At 60.3% G+C, this 16,387-nt stretch carries 12 protein-coding genes; 10 read left to right on the forward strand and 2 right to left on the reverse strand.

The window, feature by feature from the left end; translation table 11 throughout:
- Positions 1-9: 9 nt before the first annotated feature.
- Together ABD903_RS21960 and ABD903_RS21965 are read right to left on the reverse strand one after the other, a co-directional pair.
- Entirely contained in the window at positions 10-2,526 is a 2,517-nt protein-coding gene (locus ABD903_RS21960) for a DUF4132 domain-containing protein (RefSeq protein WP_345227809.1), read from the reverse strand.
- A 126-nt stretch (positions 2,527-2,652) separates the two neighbouring features.
- Positions 2,653-3,051 (reverse strand): hypothetical protein, encoded by a 399-nt coding sequence (locus ABD903_RS21965; protein WP_345227810.1) that lies wholly within the window; start codon positions 3,049-3,051, stop codon positions 2,653-2,655.
- Positions 3,052-3,322: 271 nt separating this feature from the next.
- Here ABD903_RS21965 and ABD903_RS21970 point away from each other — a divergent pair, with 271 nt between their 5' ends.
- From ABD903_RS21970 to ABD903_RS22015, 10 genes are all read left to right on the forward strand, one after another.
- Positions 3,323-4,570 carry an efflux RND transporter periplasmic adaptor subunit gene (locus ABD903_RS21970; RefSeq protein WP_345227812.1) on the forward strand — a complete coding sequence of 416 codons (1,248 nt, stop codon included), beginning with the start codon at positions 3,323-3,325 and terminating at the stop codon, positions 4,568-4,570.
- A 27-nt stretch (positions 4,571-4,597) separates the two neighbouring features.
- The gene (locus ABD903_RS21975; RefSeq protein ID WP_345227813.1) at positions 4,598-6,112 is read left to right on the forward strand and encodes a TolC family protein; all 1,515 of its coding nucleotides are present in this window, start codon (positions 4,598-4,600) and stop codon (positions 6,110-6,112) included.
- Positions 6,113-6,260: 148 nt separating this feature from the next.
- Positions 6,261-6,935 carry an MCP four helix bundle domain-containing protein gene (locus tag ABD903_RS21980; protein WP_345227814.1) on the forward strand — a complete coding sequence of 225 codons (675 nt, stop codon included), beginning with the start codon at positions 6,261-6,263 and terminating at the stop codon, positions 6,933-6,935.
- A gap of 313 nt (positions 6,936-7,248) precedes the next feature.
- Complete coding sequence (locus ABD903_RS21985) at positions 7,249-8,421, forward strand: hypothetical protein (RefSeq protein ID WP_345227816.1); 1,173 nt, start codon at positions 7,249-7,251, stop codon at positions 8,419-8,421.
- A 351-nt stretch (positions 8,422-8,772) separates the two neighbouring features.
- Positions 8,773-9,516: an ABC transporter ATP-binding protein gene (locus ABD903_RS21990; RefSeq protein ID WP_425555554.1), complete on the forward strand. Its 744-nt coding sequence runs from the start codon at positions 8,773-8,775 to the stop codon at positions 9,514-9,516.
- 69 nt (positions 9,517-9,585) lie between these two features.
- The gene (locus ABD903_RS21995; RefSeq protein WP_345227818.1) at positions 9,586-11,019 is read left to right on the forward strand and encodes a serine hydrolase domain-containing protein; all 1,434 of its coding nucleotides are present in this window, start codon (positions 9,586-9,588) and stop codon (positions 11,017-11,019) included.
- 44 nt (positions 11,020-11,063) lie between these two features.
- Positions 11,064-12,314: an ABC transporter permease gene (locus tag ABD903_RS22000; RefSeq protein WP_345227819.1), complete on the forward strand. Its 1,251-nt coding sequence runs from the start codon at positions 11,064-11,066 to the stop codon at positions 12,312-12,314.
- Positions 12,311-13,495, forward strand: coding sequence for an ABC transporter permease (locus tag ABD903_RS22005; RefSeq protein WP_345227821.1), 1,185 nt, complete (start codon positions 12,311-12,313; stop codon positions 13,493-13,495). The genes ABD903_RS22000 and ABD903_RS22005 overlap by 4 nt, the downstream gene beginning before the upstream one ends.
- Positions 13,496-13,598: 103 nt before the next feature.
- Positions 13,599-14,987: a sigma-54-dependent transcriptional regulator gene (locus ABD903_RS22010; protein ID WP_345227823.1), complete on the forward strand. Its 1,389-nt coding sequence runs from the start codon at positions 13,599-13,601 to the stop codon at positions 14,985-14,987.
- 18 nt (positions 14,988-15,005) lie between these two features.
- The gene (locus ABD903_RS22015; protein ID WP_345227824.1) at positions 15,006-16,334 is read left to right on the forward strand and encodes a sensor histidine kinase; all 1,329 of its coding nucleotides are present in this window, start codon (positions 15,006-15,008) and stop codon (positions 16,332-16,334) included.
- Positions 16,335-16,387 lie beyond the last annotated feature (53 nt).

The raw sequence follows: 16,387 nt of genomic DNA on the forward strand, positions 1-16,387 counted from the left end.
TTGGCGTAACTAGCGTCCGCGCCCAATCTGGCTGGTAATGGTCGTGTCGGTTATCTTATCGTCGTCGGCTAGCAGCAGGGCTTTGCTGATGATGATGGACAGCACCGCGTCGCCTTCGAAGGGCAGGAACACATCATGAGCGTTGTTGCGCTTGCTGTTGTCGGGCACGATGCACAGGTACTGGTCGTTCGGCGACATCAGGATGTTGCCGCTGCCGAGGTGAATCTTGTAGCTGCGTAGCTTGCCGCGCACCACCAGAAACTTGTCCTGCACCTCGCTCACTTTGCCAATTTTCAGGCGCGGCACCAGCCGTTCCAGCACCGCCTTGCGCGTTTTGGCTACTTCCGACAGCTCGCCGAAAGAGTAGGAGTGCCAATAGTCGCGGAAGGCGGGTAGGCCGCCGTTGTCCTGCCACGCCGGGTCGTTGCCAACCGAGGCCACGCCCACAAACAGGTCCACGTCGCGCATCACCTCACTAAACACCAGCGGCGGCACCTCGCGCAGGGGAATCGGGTCGAAGTCGGTGGTGCGGGTGAAGCGGACCTGGTCGGTGCTGACGTAGTTCCAGATGCCGGTGTCGTTCCAGGCGTTGTCGGCATTCACCTCGTTTACCCAAAACTCGGCCTGGTAGCCCAGGCGCGGCAGCTTTAGCTTGGCCGATTCGGACTCGTAGCCTTTGTCGTAAGCCCCAAGCAAACTGTATTTCCAGCCGCGCAGCTTGGCCAGCGAGTTGAACTGGTGCTGCTTGAGAATGTGCGCCGCCATGCGGTTGCTGTAAGTGCCGGTGCGCTCCTCGGGCGGCGTCAGCAGGTACACTTCGCGGTAGGCCTGTTTCAGCGGCTGCCGCAGCTGGTGCTGTTCCAATAGTTCGCGCCACGCCAGCACGGCCTCGGTGGAAACCAGCACCGGATGCCAGAGCTGAACTTGCGCGTCGTCGGTGGGGCCGGGAATGGGCTGGCTGTGGGCATCGCGCCAGGCCGCGTCGAGCCAAAGGGCATCGTGGTAAGAGCCATCGGGGTAATGAAAACGCCAGATCAGCGGTTTAACCAACTGGCTCATCAGCCCGTGCTCCAGGTAATACTGCCGGAACCACGCAAACGGCATGCGCCGCTCCTCCACGAAACTGCGGTCGAGCCGGTCGCGCTGGGTGGTGAAGGTTTGCTGAGCCTGCGTTTGTTGGAACTTGAGCTCTTTCAGTTCGGCCGCGTGGCTTTGTTTGAGCGCGGCCGGCGCGGCTTTGAGGTCTTTGCCGGCTTTCTGCCACTGCAACTCGGCTTTACCAGTGCGGAGCTGCAGGGTGGCGCGGTAGTCGCCGTAGTGGTATTCGGCACGGCCGTCGGTGAGGTCACCGGCGGGCACGGCCATGTCCTCGATTTCGGCGGGCGTTACGCCCAACTCCTGCGAAACCTTCTCGATGTAGCGGCCGATCAGCTCCTGCGTATTGGTTTGGCGCACCTTCAGCCGCAGCCGCGACAAGTGGGCCACGCCCGGCAAGCCGCCCTGCGACAGGGCCAGCAGGCAAGCGTTGCCAAGCCCGGCGGCAAGCGGACCTTGGCCGGGAATTTTCTGGTGACACTTGGCCGCCAAGTCAGCCAACGCCTGGTGCATTCCGCTGTCGGCTAGCGGCGCTACCGTCCAGACCATGCCCTTGGCTGCGTTCAAGCTTGGCTCGTGCAGAAAGTGGTATTCAGTGTAATCGTACGTGGTGCCGTTGCCGTATTCGTGGCTTCGGTGCTTTACTTCTACTGTGAGTTCCACTAGCAGCGTGAGCCACTGCTGAGCTTGCTCTTGTACCTGCTCGACTCCGATGTTTTTTACTGCTGCCGTTGCTTCCTTGTTAAACTTCGCGGTGGGCTGGGCGCCGCTGGCCTTTTGCCAGAGTTGCAGCAGTTGCAGCCACGGCAAAGTGGCATCAGTGCCGGCCGGAAGCGCAGTTGCAAAAGCATTCAGTTCTCGGCCCAATGCATCGCCAGTGGGAAAGCGCACGGTAGGTAGGGCACCTGCTTCCTTTACTTCCAGCATGCCTTCCAGCTTCGCGCGAATTTTGGCTATGGTGGTGGTGCCGTAGCCTGCATCAAACTTTTTAGCGGCTTCTAACAGCTGCGTGAAGTAGTTCATCAGCTCCTCATTGAGTCCGTGTTTCTTCTTGAATTTTTCTGCCTGGGCCAAGCTCAGTAGTATCGGGGCCCGCGTAAATGCTCCGCCAAGGCCACCTGCTTTCTTCTCGAAGTCGAAGCCATACAGGTGGAACAGACGAGTAAACTGGTCCGGCGTTAATTCCAGGGCCGAGCGCAACAGTTGTTGCAGCAGGGCTTCAAGTACAGCCCGCGTCGTGTACGGCGTATGCTGATTGGGTGCCCAACTAGCCTGAATGGCTTCTGCCGTGGCCAGAGCCAGACGTCCTTTGAAAGCTGGGGTTGGATTCCCGATGGCTTGGTAGGTGGAAATACCAGCCAGCTTGAGTTCGTAATACTGGGTATCGTAAAGTGCGCTTTGGGTTAGGATTTCCTGCAGGATGGGCTGCATTTCAACAGCCTCCGGAGAGCTACCATTCAAAATAGGGTAGGTTATGGGAGTTGCGGTATTCTCCATAAAGGATGCACAATGAGTAAGCGGGAATGGTAAGTTTTAGCGGTTGCTGAGCCAGCAATATTAGCCACCAACCAGCGGCGTGAGCTTCACAAAGCTGGCCGTGGCGCCTTCGCCCAGCCATATTTGCTCGTCTAGGGTTTCCACCTGCCGGTCGTTTACCAGAATGAAGTAGCCGTTTTGCTGAAACGCCTGCAGCGCCTGGTACAGCTGCTTTTCGAAGTCAATAGGTTTGCGCTGCCGCATGCGGTAGCCGTTTAGCGTCCGCTCCGAATCGGTAGGCTGCACCAGGCCGAAGTAATGCTCCTCGCAACGTTGGTTGTAAGCAGCTACTTCCTGGTGCACCCGCTGGGCAATCAACTCCCGCACGGTGAGTGTTTCCTGACTGATTTCGAGGGCCAGCCGGTGCAGCACCGAGCCCGTGGCCGTTTCGTCCTGAATAAGAAGGGTGTGGGTTTTCATATGTGCTAATATATTTAGTATTATGCTAAATATGCGGTTTGTTTTGAAAAACGATTGAGTGGTTCGTTGAAGCTGTTCCGAGCCCTGGTTCTGTTGTTACAAAAACAGTTTGAAAAGCCAAGATACAACCGAACACTGTGTCCAGAAATGGACAGGTTTTGCTCGTGGGATGCGCATGTGTTCGCGGATAATTATTTGATATAAAGCGAATTGTGCATTTGGCATTGGTCTTGGCTACTTCACCTAGCACAAGTACCCAAGCTGAACGAAAATGGACAGAGCTATATCCCCCGCCATTGTGGCCAAGCGCCGTCGCCAACGCTGGCTGATTGCTGTGGCCGCGTTGCTGGCCGTTGCGGCCGGGCTGTGGGCCTTCCGGGGAGTGTTGCGCCCCAGCATTAGCGCCGACGAACTACTGACCGCCTCCGTGGAAACCGGCGACGTGGAAGCTTCTCTTACCGCCACGGGACTGGTTATTCCGGCCCGCGAGGCGGTTATTACCAGCCCCATTCAAAGTACCATTCGGCGGGTGAACCTGGCGGTGGGAGCTAAGGTGCAGCCGGGGCAGGCCATTCTGGAGCTGGACCGCGAGCTGACCAGCAGCTCCCTGGCCAAGCTGCAGGACGAGCAGCTGCAAAACCGCAACAAATCCACGCAATTGCAGCTCACGCTGGAGCGCAGCCTGAACGACCTTCAGTCGCAGGAAAAGGTGCAGCAGGAGAAAGTGCGCAGCCTGCAGTCGGCCCTGCGCGACGAGCAGTACCTGCTGAAAATTGGCAGCGGCACCCAGGAAAGCGTGCGGCAGGCCGAGCTGACGCTCAAGATTGCCCAGTTGGAACTGCAGCGCCTCCACGACCAGATTCGCAACCAGCGGCAGGCCAACGTGGCCGACGAGCGGGAGCTTAGCTACACCATGCAGATTCAGGAGCGCAACATTGCTGAGTTGGCCGGCAAGCTGCGCCAGGCCAACATCAGCGCCGACCAGGCCGGCGTGCTTACCTGGGTGAATGAGGACATTGGCTCCACGGTAAATCAAGGACAAGTCATTGCCCGCATTGCCGACTTAAGCGCGTTTCGGGTGCGCGGCACCATTGCCGATACCTACGCCGATTCCCTGCACGTTGGCGACGACGTGGTGGTGCGCCTGAATGGCACCGATTTGCGCGGCCGCGTTAGCACCATTAGCCCCGCCGTGGACAAAGGCGTGGTGACGTTTTACGTGGCCCTGAACGAGAACAACCACGCCGCGCTACGCCCCAACCTGCGGGCCGATGTGTTTGTGGTGACGCGCGCCCACCGCGGCGTAACGCGGGTGAAAAACGGCCCCTTCTACAAGGGCGGCCACGAGCAGCTGGTGTTTGTGGTGGCCGACGGCAAAGCCACGCGCCGCACGGTGCGTTTCGGCAGTTCCAACTTCGATTATGTGCAGGTGCTGCAGGGACTGAAGCCGGGCGAGGAAATCGTGCTGACCGACATGAAGAACCACGAGCAGGCCACCGAGCTGAAGATTACGCGCTAACCCTTTCCGCCCCCGCCTTTCTGAGCCATGAAACGCCTTTCCTACTTACTGTACTCGCTGTTGTTGGCTTTTCTGCTGACGCTGGGCGCGGTATTGCTGCTGCTGATTACCACGCTTAGGGCTGCGGCGCAAACCCCAGCGGGCAGCGCCGCAGAGCTAACCCTGCCGCAGGTTATCGAGCTGACGCTGGCGCAATCGTCGGTAGCCAAGCAGGCGCAAACCAACCGCGAAACCAGCTTGTGGCAGTACCGCTCGTTTCGCGCCGATTACAAGCCGCAGCTGGCGCTGGAAGGCACACTGCCCAACTACAGCCGCACCATTACGCCCGTAACGCAGCAAGACGGCAGCACCGCCTTCCGCTACGTGCGCATCAACAACTCGTACCTGGGCACTACCGTCAGCCAGAACATTGGGCCCACGGGCGGCACGGTTACGGTGGGCTCCTACCTGCAGCGCTTCGACAACTTTGAGGGCGCCGGGCAACGCTTGTACAACAGCAACCCGATTTCCCTGGGCCTGGTGCAGCCCATCGGGCGATTTAACACGCTGGCCTGGGCCAAGCGCATCGAGCCCTTGCGGTTCGAGGAGTCGCAGCGGCAGTTTGTGGAGGAGCGCGAAACCATTGCGCGCCGCGTAACCGAGCTGTACTTCGATGTGCTGCTGCAGCAAGTAAACGCCGATGTAGCTCGCCAAAACCGCGAAGTAAGCCAGGACATGCTGCGCATGGGCCGCGAGAAAAACAAGCTAGGCCGCATTTCCGAAAACGACCTGCTGCTGCTCGAGCAAAACCTGCTGAACGCCCAGCAGGCCGAAGTGCAGGCCAGCGTAGATGCCCAAACCGCCGCCTTGCAGCTGAAAGGCTACACCGGCCTCACGGTGGATGTGGCTCGTCCGTTGGCCGTGCCCGCGGCCGCGTCGTCGCTCACCATTAACCCCGACGAAGCCCTGGCCCACGCGCGCCAGTACCGCCGCGAGCCGCTGAGCTACCAGCGCCGCTTGCTGGAAGCCGAACGCGGCGTGGCCCAGGCCAAAGGCACCACCGGCCTGCAAGCCGACCTCACGGCCTCCTTCGGGCTTACCAGTAGTGCCGACAACCTGCCCAACAGCTACCAAAACCCCAACAACCAGCAGCAGGTGCGCCTCGGCTTTACCATGCCGCTGGTGGACTGGGGCAAGACGCGCGCCACCGTGAAAACCGCCGAACTAACCCGCCAACAGGTGAAACACACCGTGGAGCAGGAGCAAATGACCTTCGAGCAATCGGTTCTGGCGCAGGCCGCGCAACTCAGCGGGCTGAACCAGCAGCGGGCCTTAGCCGCCCGCGCCGACTCACTGGCCCAGCGCCGTTACGACATTACCCGCGCTACTTACCAAGTGGGCCGCCTCAGCCTCACCGACCTCAACATTGCGCAGCAGGATAAAGACCGCGCCAAGCGGGCATACATCGCGGCATTGCGGGCCTGCTGGGTAGCGTACTACCAACTGCGCAGCCTCACTCTCTACGATTACGAACGGCAGCAGCCCCTGCTGGCCGCACAGTAACACCCTGGAACCTCAGCGGAGCGGTGCTGGGCAGTTAACCAGACCGTTGCGGTCATTACCAAGACGATTTACCCCACTGAATCCCGCCAAAACGGCGGGATTCAGTTATTTTCCTTAAATTATAGATTGTACTGAACGTCTGACCTCTATGAACCTGCTGCATCGCATTCATCATAAAGCAAAGCCCGCCATTATTTTTCTTGTGGTTATGCTAATTGTGCTGGGAACCAGCATGGTAGAGAAGCGCCTCATGCACGACATGAACACGTCGGTGACGTCGCTTTACAAGGACCGGCTGCACCCGGCTACCGGCCTGTTTCAGCTGAACGACCTGATGTACGCCAAGCGGCAGCTGCTAGAGCAGTACCTGGCGCAACCCCAGGCGCAGCTGCGGCAGCACACCTACATCCAGATTGCGGGCCGCAACGTGCAAATCGATTCGTTGATCAGCCGTTACGAAAGCACCTACCTGGTAGCCGAGGAAAACCGGGTGTTCGGCGAATTCAAAGCCAACCTGCGCCAGTACAACGAGGTAGAAAAGCAGCTGTTGTCGGCTTCCGCCGCCGTTACGCCCGCCGATGCCCAAAAGCTGAACCGCGAATTTGACGCCATTCACGGCGAGCTGGCGCGGCTAAGCCAGATTCAGCTGCAAGTGGGCCAAGAGCTATCCGATGGGTCGGCTGCCATTGAGGGCAACGCCACGCTGCTGAGCAACGTGCAAATTGCCTTGGTGGTACTCCTAACCCTTGCCATTCAGCAGGCCTTGCTGCTGGATCGGCATCCGCTGGTGCCCAAAAGCCTGAAGAACTTCCGCCTGAACTAACTGGCCACCGGTATCATGCCTTAAAAGGCCTACCTGTCGCCTGCAGCTCGCGCAAGCAAAAGCCCCGTTTCCAGGCCGGAAACGGGGCTTTTGCTTGCGCGAGCTGACCGTTCTTTACTTAGGTTAGGCAAAGCCTTTCAATGAATGGCTAACTTTTTTATATAAAACACAATATTTATTGTTGTTAGGGTTATATTTACTCACCTGTTACTGCCGCCAGTCCACCGTCATCCTGCTCCCCGAAACCCGGCTTCGCCATTGCGGAAGCTGGCTTGAAACCCGTTGCCCTTTCTTACCCTAAACCCTTACAACCATGCGCAAACTTGCTTTCATGGCCTTGGCCACCGGCATCCTCTGGGGTGCAAGCTGTCAGAAGAACGACATCAACCCCGACGCGCCCACGGCCGCGCGTAGTGCCGAGGTGGTAAACTGCACTCCCGATGTAATTCGCTTTAACAACATAGTGCCCGGCACGCGTTTAACCAGCGCCACCAGCGACGGGGGCCTGACGGCCGCCGTAAGCAGCTACAACCCGCATTACCCGGACACCGCCAACGCGGCCGTGGTATTCCGCAGCAGCCCCACGTTGTCGTCGGCCGAGGACGATGACTTGGGCAGCCCGAACGTGGCCTACGGTGGCATTGGCGTGGGGGCGGGAGGTGGCCCCGGCGCGTATGCCAACACCGAGGCACTGGGCAATATTCTGGTGCTGCACAACTTTGCCGGCTACCCCAACCCCGACCCCAGTAATCCGCTGGTGAACGAGCCGAACGACGACGACTTTAATGCAACCGAGGCCCCCGGCCGCATGGGTTTTGAGTTCAGTACGCCCATTACGGCTACTTCCATCACCATCATCGACAACGAATTCACTTACAACAACGAGCTGGAGTACGGCTACGTGCGGCTGTATGCCAGCAAAGGCGGTGCCCAAATAGGCATGACCTACTCGTTTGCCGATGCCGGCCCGAACGGGGTTAACGTCCTCAGCCTCGGCAACACGCCCGGCGTTCGGTACATTGAAGTAACCATTGGCGGCTCGGTGGGCATCGATAACCTGAGCTTCTGCCGGCCAATGGGAATGGGCTGCACCCGCACCCAGGGCTACTGGAAAAACCACGGCCCTTCGCCCTCGGGCAACAACGCCAACATGTGGCCGGCAAGCGCTACGCCCATGATGCTGGGCAGCGTGAGCTACACCGCGGCGCAACTGCAGCAAATATTTAACAGTCCCGTGAAGGGCAACGGCCTGGTTTCGCTGGCGCACCAGCTCATTGCCGCCAAGCTGAACATTGCCGCCGGTGCCAATGGCTCGGCCATTGCGGCTGACATTGCAGCGGCCGATGCCATTATGAATGGGTACTCCCTGAAGGGGAACCCCGACAATTACCCCAGCGTGCCTACCTCAACCACCAGCGCCCTCACCAGCCGGCTGGATATGTTTAACAACGGCCGGTTGCCGGGTGGCCCTGCGCATTGCAATTAATTTACGCTGCTGATCTGTACGGTTGTTACGCGCCCCCGCAAAGGCCCTGAATTATCAGGGCTTTTGCGGGGGCGCTGCGTTTTGGCCGTGATTTACGGATGGTGGTGGGCGCTGTGTCCACGACCGGCTGCGGAACCGAACAGGGTGTCCGTTTTTGGACGATATTTTACTTCTGTTATTAAGGCGTTTGAATTATAAATATTTGATAGTTAGATAAATATGGTTTTGGCATGCGGCTTGGCTACCTAGTATAGGAGCCCGGTGTATCCCGCACGAAAACGGACAGCAGGGGTTCCGGCAGCTTTCTTCAACAGCTTCTTCTAACCGCATCCTCTCAACGCTCCTGCTTCTATGGAACCAACGCTGACCTCCGCCGCCCGCGTGCAAACCGATTCGGCCCTTGCTCCGTCGCTCAAAAACACCCCCGTGCTCAAGCTCATCGATATCGAGAAGGTGTACCAGACGGACACCATCGAGACGGTGGCATTGAACCGGGTGAACCTAACCATCAACAAGGGCGAGTTCGTGTCGGTGATGGGGCCCTCGGGCTGCGGCAAGTCCACGCTGCTGAGCCTGATGGGCCTGCTCGACGAGCCCACCGGCGGCACGCTGGAGCTTGACGGCCGTGCCGTAACTAGCTACTCCGATAAAGAGCTGGCCCGCCTGCGCAACCACAAAATCGGTTTCATCTTCCAGAGCTTCCACCTCATCAACGACCTCTCGGTGCTCGATAACGTGGAGCTGCCCTTGCTGTACCGCGCCGGCACCAGCGGCAAAGAGCGGCGGCAACTGGCCCTAACGGCCCTGGAAAAAGTAGGACTGAGCGCCCGTACCAAGCACTTTCCGGGGCAGCTTTCGGGCGGACAGCGCCAGCGCGTAGCCATTGCCCGCGCCCTGGCCGGCTCGCCCGAAATTATTCTGGCCGACGAACCCACCGGCAACCTGGACTCGGTAATGGGTGAGGAAATCATGGACCTCTTGCTGAGCCTGCACCGCCACGAGGGCACCACCATTGTGATGGTAACCCACGACGAAAACATGGCTCAGAAAACGGAGCGCCTCATTCGCTTCTTCGACGGCAGCCAGGTAAACTAGTCGTTGCCGATGGCGGGCACCTCCCGCCGCACCCGCATTGCCAAACCCAACTCGACCTCTCTTACCGCTATGAAAACGCCCCATTTCTCTGTTCGCTCCCTGGTTGCCGGCGCTTTGCTGCTGGCGGCCGGGGCCTGTGGCCGCACAGTTGCTCCCAAGCAGCAAGCCGCAGTACCCACGGCGGTTCCGGCCCTAAATGTGGCCCTGAACCAGCTCCACCAGCGCGGCCAGTTCAGCGGGGCCGCTCTCGTAGCCGAAAAGGGCCGGGTGGTGTACCAACAGGCTTTCGGTTTTGCCAACGTGGTTAACCGCCAGGAGCTGCGCTCCGATGCGCAGTTTGATGTTTCGGCCCTGAACCAAACCTTCACCGCGGCCGCCGTGCTGAGCCTGCGCGACCAAGGCGAGCTGCGCCTCGACGACGCGCTGAGCCAGTACGTACCCAACCTGCCGTACCCCGGCGTAACGCTGCGCCACTTGCTCACCCACACCTCCGGGGTGCCCGAGGCCGACGTGCGCGAGTCGGGCAACGACGTGGCGGCGGAACTGTACTACCTGCACCGCACGCCGGCTTTTGCGCCCGGTACCCAATGGCAGTACACCACCACCAACTACGCCCTGCTGCAGAAAGTAGTGGAGAAAGTAACCGGCATGAGCTACGCCGACTACCTCACGCAAGCCGTGTTCGGCCCCCTGAACATGCGCGACACCCGGGTGCTGCGCGCCGACCGCGGCACGGCGCCCACGCCCGGCATGGTGGGCTACGAGCGGCCCTCGTACCTGGCGCCCACCGGCGCGCCGGCCGAGGTGTCCTTCGCTGACCCACGCATTTACTCCACCCTCAACGATTTGCATGCCTGGGTGCAGGGCCTGCGTAGCGGCCAACTGCTGGCGCCTGCATCGGTAAAAGAGTTGTTTGCCCCGGTGCGCCTACGCAACGGCTCTTTCCCGGAAACCCAACTAAACGGCCAGCGCGCGGCCTTCGGCATGGGCTGGTTTTTAAGCCAGCCGGCCACTGGGCAGCACGTTGCCTGGCATTCGGGCGGGCAGGATGGCTACTTCGCTTACCTCGGCTTCGATTTAACGGCCGACCGCGTGGTGATTTTGCTGAACAACACCGAAGACGCGCCCGGCACGCTGGCTACCGCCGCACTCATGCAGAGCACCCTGCACGGCCAGCCAGTAGACCTGCCCAAACGCTCGATGGCCCGCACCATGGGCCGGCTGGTAGCCACGCAGGGCATTGAAGCGGCCGTGCTGCATTACGCCTCGGTACACACCGATACGGCCCGCTACTACGCCAGCGCCTTCGAGTTCGAGCAGCTCAGCCACGAGCTGCAGGCCCGGCAGCAACCCGCTGCGGCGCTGGTGGTGCTATCGGCTTTTGCGGCCACGGCGGCGCAGGCCAGCCACGAGGTGCTGGCGCCGCTGCAACAGCTGCGGGCCCGGCTGGTAACTGCGCCCCGCCAACTGCCCCGCCGCATTCCCCAAGTGGTCGAAATCTGACCCGCTTTTCTTTCCCGACTTCCATCTTCTCAACAGCCCGCGTTATGCTGCTTAGTTATCTGAAAATTGCCTGGAAGGTGCTCCTGCGGCGCAAGCTCTTCACCTTCATCAGCCTGTTTGGCATCAGCTTTACCCTCATGGTGCTGCTGGTGGTGGTGGCTTTCCTCGACCACGCCGTGGGCTCCCACGCGCCCGAATCCCGCCTCGACCGTACTCTGTTCGTGAACTTTGTTCACCTCAAGTACAAGGACGGCGGCAATAGCAACACGCTGCCCAGCTACTACTTCCTCAACAAGTACGTGCGCACCATGCGCACCCCCGAGAACGTGACCATCTGCTCGATGTTCAACTCCTCGCCGACTTACGTGGGCAACCGCAAAGTGAACCTCGATTTGAAGTACACCGACGGGGCGTTTTGGGACGTGCTGGAGTTTTCCTTCCTCGAAGGCAAGCCCTACACCAAGGACGATGTGGACCGCGCCGCCCGGGTGGCCGTTATCAACGAAAGCACGGCGCGTAATTACTTTGGACAGGCGCGCGGCGTGGTGGGCCGCACCATTCAAATTGACCAGCGCAACTACCGCGTGGCGGGCGTGGTGGCCGACGTATCGGTGAGCCGCTTCAACTCCTATTCCGACGTGTGGGTGCCGCTAACCACCGGCACGTTTAACCTGCAGCAGGTAGACCTGAGCGGGATGTTCCTGGCCATTGTGCTGGCCAAAAGCCCTGCCGAAACGGAAGCCGTGCAGGCCGAGTTTGCCCAAATAGTAAAGCGCGTGCCGCTGCCCGATCCAAAAAGCATGGAAGAGCTAACGGCTTACGCCGATCCGCTCATGGCCTCGTACACGCGCCAGCTCATGGGCTTTGCTTCCCCGGGCGACAATGGTATGGTCCTGTTCAGCACCATTCTGGGAGTATTGGCGCTGCTGTTCATGTCGCTGCCGGCGCTGAATCTGGTGAACATCAACGTAACGCGCATCATGGAGCGCTCCTCCGAAATTGGCGTGCGCAAGGCCTTTGGGGCCACCGGCACGGCGCTTATCGGGCAGTTCCTGGTGGAAAACATCTTCCTCACCTTCATTGGCGGCCTGCTGGGGCTGGGGCTGGCTTACGTAGCTCTGCAGCTCCTGAGCAACTCCGACCTGATTGCCTACGCGCAGTTCGAGCTTAACCTGAGCGTGTTTGCCTGGGCTCTGCTGCTAACGCTGGTGTTCGGGGTGCTGTCGGGCGTGTACCCCGCCCTTAAAATGTCTCGTCTCCAACCCGTACAGGCCCTGAAGGGCAACAGCAAATGATCCGCCACCTGTTCACCCTCATCTGGAACCGCAAGCGGTCCAACTTCCTGCTCATCGGCGAAATCGTGCTGTCGTTCTTCGTGCTGTTTGTCATCAGCAGCCTGCTGCTCTATAACTACATGAACTACCGCCAGCCCATGGGTTTCGAGTACCAGAACGTATGGGAAATGCAGCTCACCCCCGGCCAGGACAGCACCGACCGTAACGCCGTCGTGGAACAGCTCATGCAGCGCTTAAGGGCCACACCGGGCGTGGTGGAAGTAAGCCGGACCCGCAATAACTCGCCGTTTTCGTTCAGTACCCACAACACCCACCTGTGGTACAAGAAGCAGCAAAGCCCCGTTTCGGAGCACTACGACGCCGACGACGAATTTGAGAACGTGCTGCAAATGGCGGTAACGGAGGGCCGCTGGTTCGACCGCCGCGACAACGCGGCCACCCACACACCAATTATCGTGAACCGCCGGTTTGCCAACGAGGTTTTCGGCGACGAGTCCGCCGTGGGCAAGGTACTAGCCGACCGGGAGGGCGCCGACAAATACAAAGTAGTAGGCGTAATAGAGAACTACCGTTCGGGCAACGACTTTGCCGCCAACGACCCCAGCTTTTTTGTGCGCAATACCTTAGCCGATACCATTCACCCTTCCGAGCAGCCGCTGTTGCTCATTCGGGTGCAACCCGGCAGCGGCGCGGTGCTGGAGCAGCAGCTGGTGAAGGAAGTGAAGGCCGTAACCAAAGGCTGGTCGACGAACGTGGAAACGCTCAACAAGCTGCGCCAGAACAAGCTTAAGTTTGTACTCACGCCGCTGTACGCCCTGGGCCTGGTGTGTGTGTTTCTCATCATTAACGTGGCCCTGGGCTTGTTTGGGGTGCTGTGGTACAACATCAGCCAGCGCCGCGCCGAAATAGGTTTGCGCCGAGCCTTTGGGGCTACCGGCCAAGGCATTGGCGCCCAGTTCCTGGGCGAAATGCTGGTGGTAACCACGTTGGGTGTATTGGTTGGCAGTTTGCTGGCCGCGCAGTTTCCGCTGCTGGGCGTGCTCGATGTAGCCCCGGCGGTGTACCTCTCGGGCATGGCGCTGGCCACCGCGCTCATTTTCACCCTTACGGCCGTGTGTGCTTTCCAGCCCAGCCGTATGGCCGCCGCTATTCAGCCCGCCGTTTCGCTGCGCGAAGAATAACCGCTGCACGGCCGCATTGCTCTTGCCTGGCGGGAGTATTTGCGGCCGTGCAGCTTCTGTTTCCCCTTTCAAATTCCTTCCTTCGCAGCCTAGCCCGTTACCCATGATTCTGATTGTTGACGACGACGTTGCGGTGCGCACCTCCCTGGGGCTGCTGCTCAAGCAGGCCGGTTACGCTACGCAGGCCGTAGCCACGCCCGAAGACGCGCTGCGCGTGGTGCAGGAAGCCGCGCCGGAGCTCGTGCTCATGGACATGAACTACTCGCTCGATACCTCGGGCCAGGACGGACTGCACCTGCTGGCGCAGGTAAAGCGCGCCACGCCGCAGGTGCCGGTTATTCTCATTACCGGCTGGGGTTCTATTACGCTGGCCGTGGAAGGCATGAAGGCCGGCGCCGCCGAGTTCGTAACCAAGCCCTGGAACAACGACTCGCTGCTGCAAACCATTCGCACCGTCATCAGCCTAGCCGAAACCACCGCGGCCCACGCCGACGACGATGTAAACCCCACCCGCCGGCAGCTCGATAAACAGTACCACTTCCAGAGCATTGTGGGGCAGGACGCCCAACTGCTGCACGTACTGCGCAACGTGGGCCAGGTGGCCGCTACCGATGCCTCGGTGCTAATCGAAGGCGAATCGGGCACGGGCAAGGAACTCATTGCCGAAGCCGTGCACCAAAACTCCCACCGCCGCAACAAGCCTTTTGTGAAGGTGAATTTGGGCGGCATCTCTGCGTCGCTGTTCGAAAGCGAAATGTTCGGGCACCGCCGCGGCGCCTTCACCGATGCCAAAACCGACCGCCAAGGCCGCTTTGAAATGGCCAACGGCGGCACCATTTTCCTCGATGAAATTGGCGAGCTGGACCTGGGCAGCCAGGTAAAACTGCTGCGCGTGCTGCAAGACCGCACCTACGAAGTGCTGGGCGACTCGCGCCCTCGCTCCCTCGACATTCGGGTGATTTGCGCCACCAACCGCAACCTGGCCGAGATGGTACGCGAAGGCCGCTTCCGCGAAGACCTATTCTACCGCATCAACCTGATTACCGTGCGCCTGCCCGCCCTGCGCGAACGGCCCGACGACGTGCCCCTGCTGGTGCAGCATTTCGTGCAAAACCTGCGCACCACTTATAACCGTCCGGCCCTGAAAGTGGGCACCCGTGCCCTGCACTGGCTACGCGAACAACCACTGCCGGGCAACATTCGGGAGCTGAAAAACCTGGTGGAGCGGGCCGTATTGGTAAGCGGCAAAGACGAGTTGGGCCCCGAGGATTTTCAGGCCCAAACCCAGAAGGTTACCGTGAAAGCCGCCGAGGGTGAATTGCCCGCCGTGGGTGCCATGACCCTGGACGAAATAGAGGCCCAGATGATCCGCAAAACGGTGGACTTTTACGCCGGCAACCTCTCGCGCGTGGCCAAGGCCTTAGGGCTAAGCCGCGGCGCGCTGTACCGCCGCTTAGAGAAATTCAACATTCCTTACGACGCGGCGCAGTAGCCGCCCCGGGCGCTGCCTATGAGCCTTCGTACCAAGTACATTCTGTTCGTTGTTATCATTCACGCGGCGCTGGCGGGGCTGGCGTTCCAGTTCCGCGAGACCAACCTACCGCTGTTCTTCGGCACGGAAGTGCTGCTGCTCATTACGGCTGCCATTAGCGTGCAGCTGTACCGGGGCTTTGTGCGGCCTCTCAACCTCATTGCCTCCGGCACCGAGGCCATTCGGGACCGGGACTTTACCATGAAGTTTCTGCCCGTAGGCCAGCCCGAAATGGACCAGCTCATCGATACCTACAACCACATGATTGACGAGCTGCGGCAGGAGCGGGTAAGCCAGCAGGAGAAAAACTACCTGTTGGAGCGGCTCATCAATGCCTCGCCGGCCGGTATTCTGCTGCTCACTTTCGATGGGACCATAGAGGCCGTAAATCCCGCGGCCGAACGCTACCTGCAGCAGCCCGCCGCGGCGTTGCAGGGCCAAACGCCGGCCGTGCTGCCCGGCGCCTGGGGCAGTACGCTAGCGGTGCTGGAACCGGGCCAGCCGCGGGTGGTGCAGCTTTCGGGCGTGCAAACCTACCGGGCCAGCACCTCGCATTTCTTGGACCGCGGTTTCACGCGCTACTTCATCCTGATTGAAGAGCTGACGCAGGACCTGATTCGGCAGGAGAAACAGGCCTACGAAAAGCTTATTCGCATGATGTCGCATGAGATTAACAACTCCATTGGGGCCGTTAACTCCATTCTGCAAAGCTTCCACTACTACGCCCCGCAGCTGCGCGACGAAGACCGCGCCGACTTCACGGAGGCCTTGGAAGTGTCGGTGAATCGCAGCACGCACCTGGCCAACTTCATTGCCAACTTCGCCAACCTGGTACGCCTGCCGCCGCCCACGCCGCGCCCCACCGACGTGCACGAGCTGCTGAAATCGACCTGCCGACTGCTGCAGGTGCAAAGCGAGAAGCGCGGCATCAAGTGGCACTGGGAACTGGCGCCCGGGCCGTTGTTCGTGCCGCTCGATGGGCAGCAGCTGGAGCAGGCCCTGCTCAACATCTGCAAAAACGCCCTCGAAGCCATTGGCGAAAACGGCAACGTGTGGGTACGCACCACGGCGCAACCGCCCACCCTGGTTATCGAAAACGATGGGCCCGGTATTTCCTCCGAAGCGCAGACACGCCTGTTCACGCCCTTCTTCAGTACCAAGCGCGACGGGCAGGGTATCGGCCTTACGCTGGTGCGCGACATCCTACTGCAACACGGCTTCGCATTCAGCCTGGCTACGGCACCGGATACCGGCCGCACCGCGTTTACTATTGGCTTAACGGGAGGCACGGTACGTGTTTCAGCGTAGTCTGTACATGCGCCCGAGCCCAGGGGCTGAAAACCCCACGTAACGCCTCGTCG

The sequence above is a fragment of the Hymenobacter koreensis genome (assembly GCF_039541855.1).
GTDB lineage: Bacteria > Bacteroidota > Bacteroidia > Cytophagales > Hymenobacteraceae > Solirubrum > Solirubrum koreensis.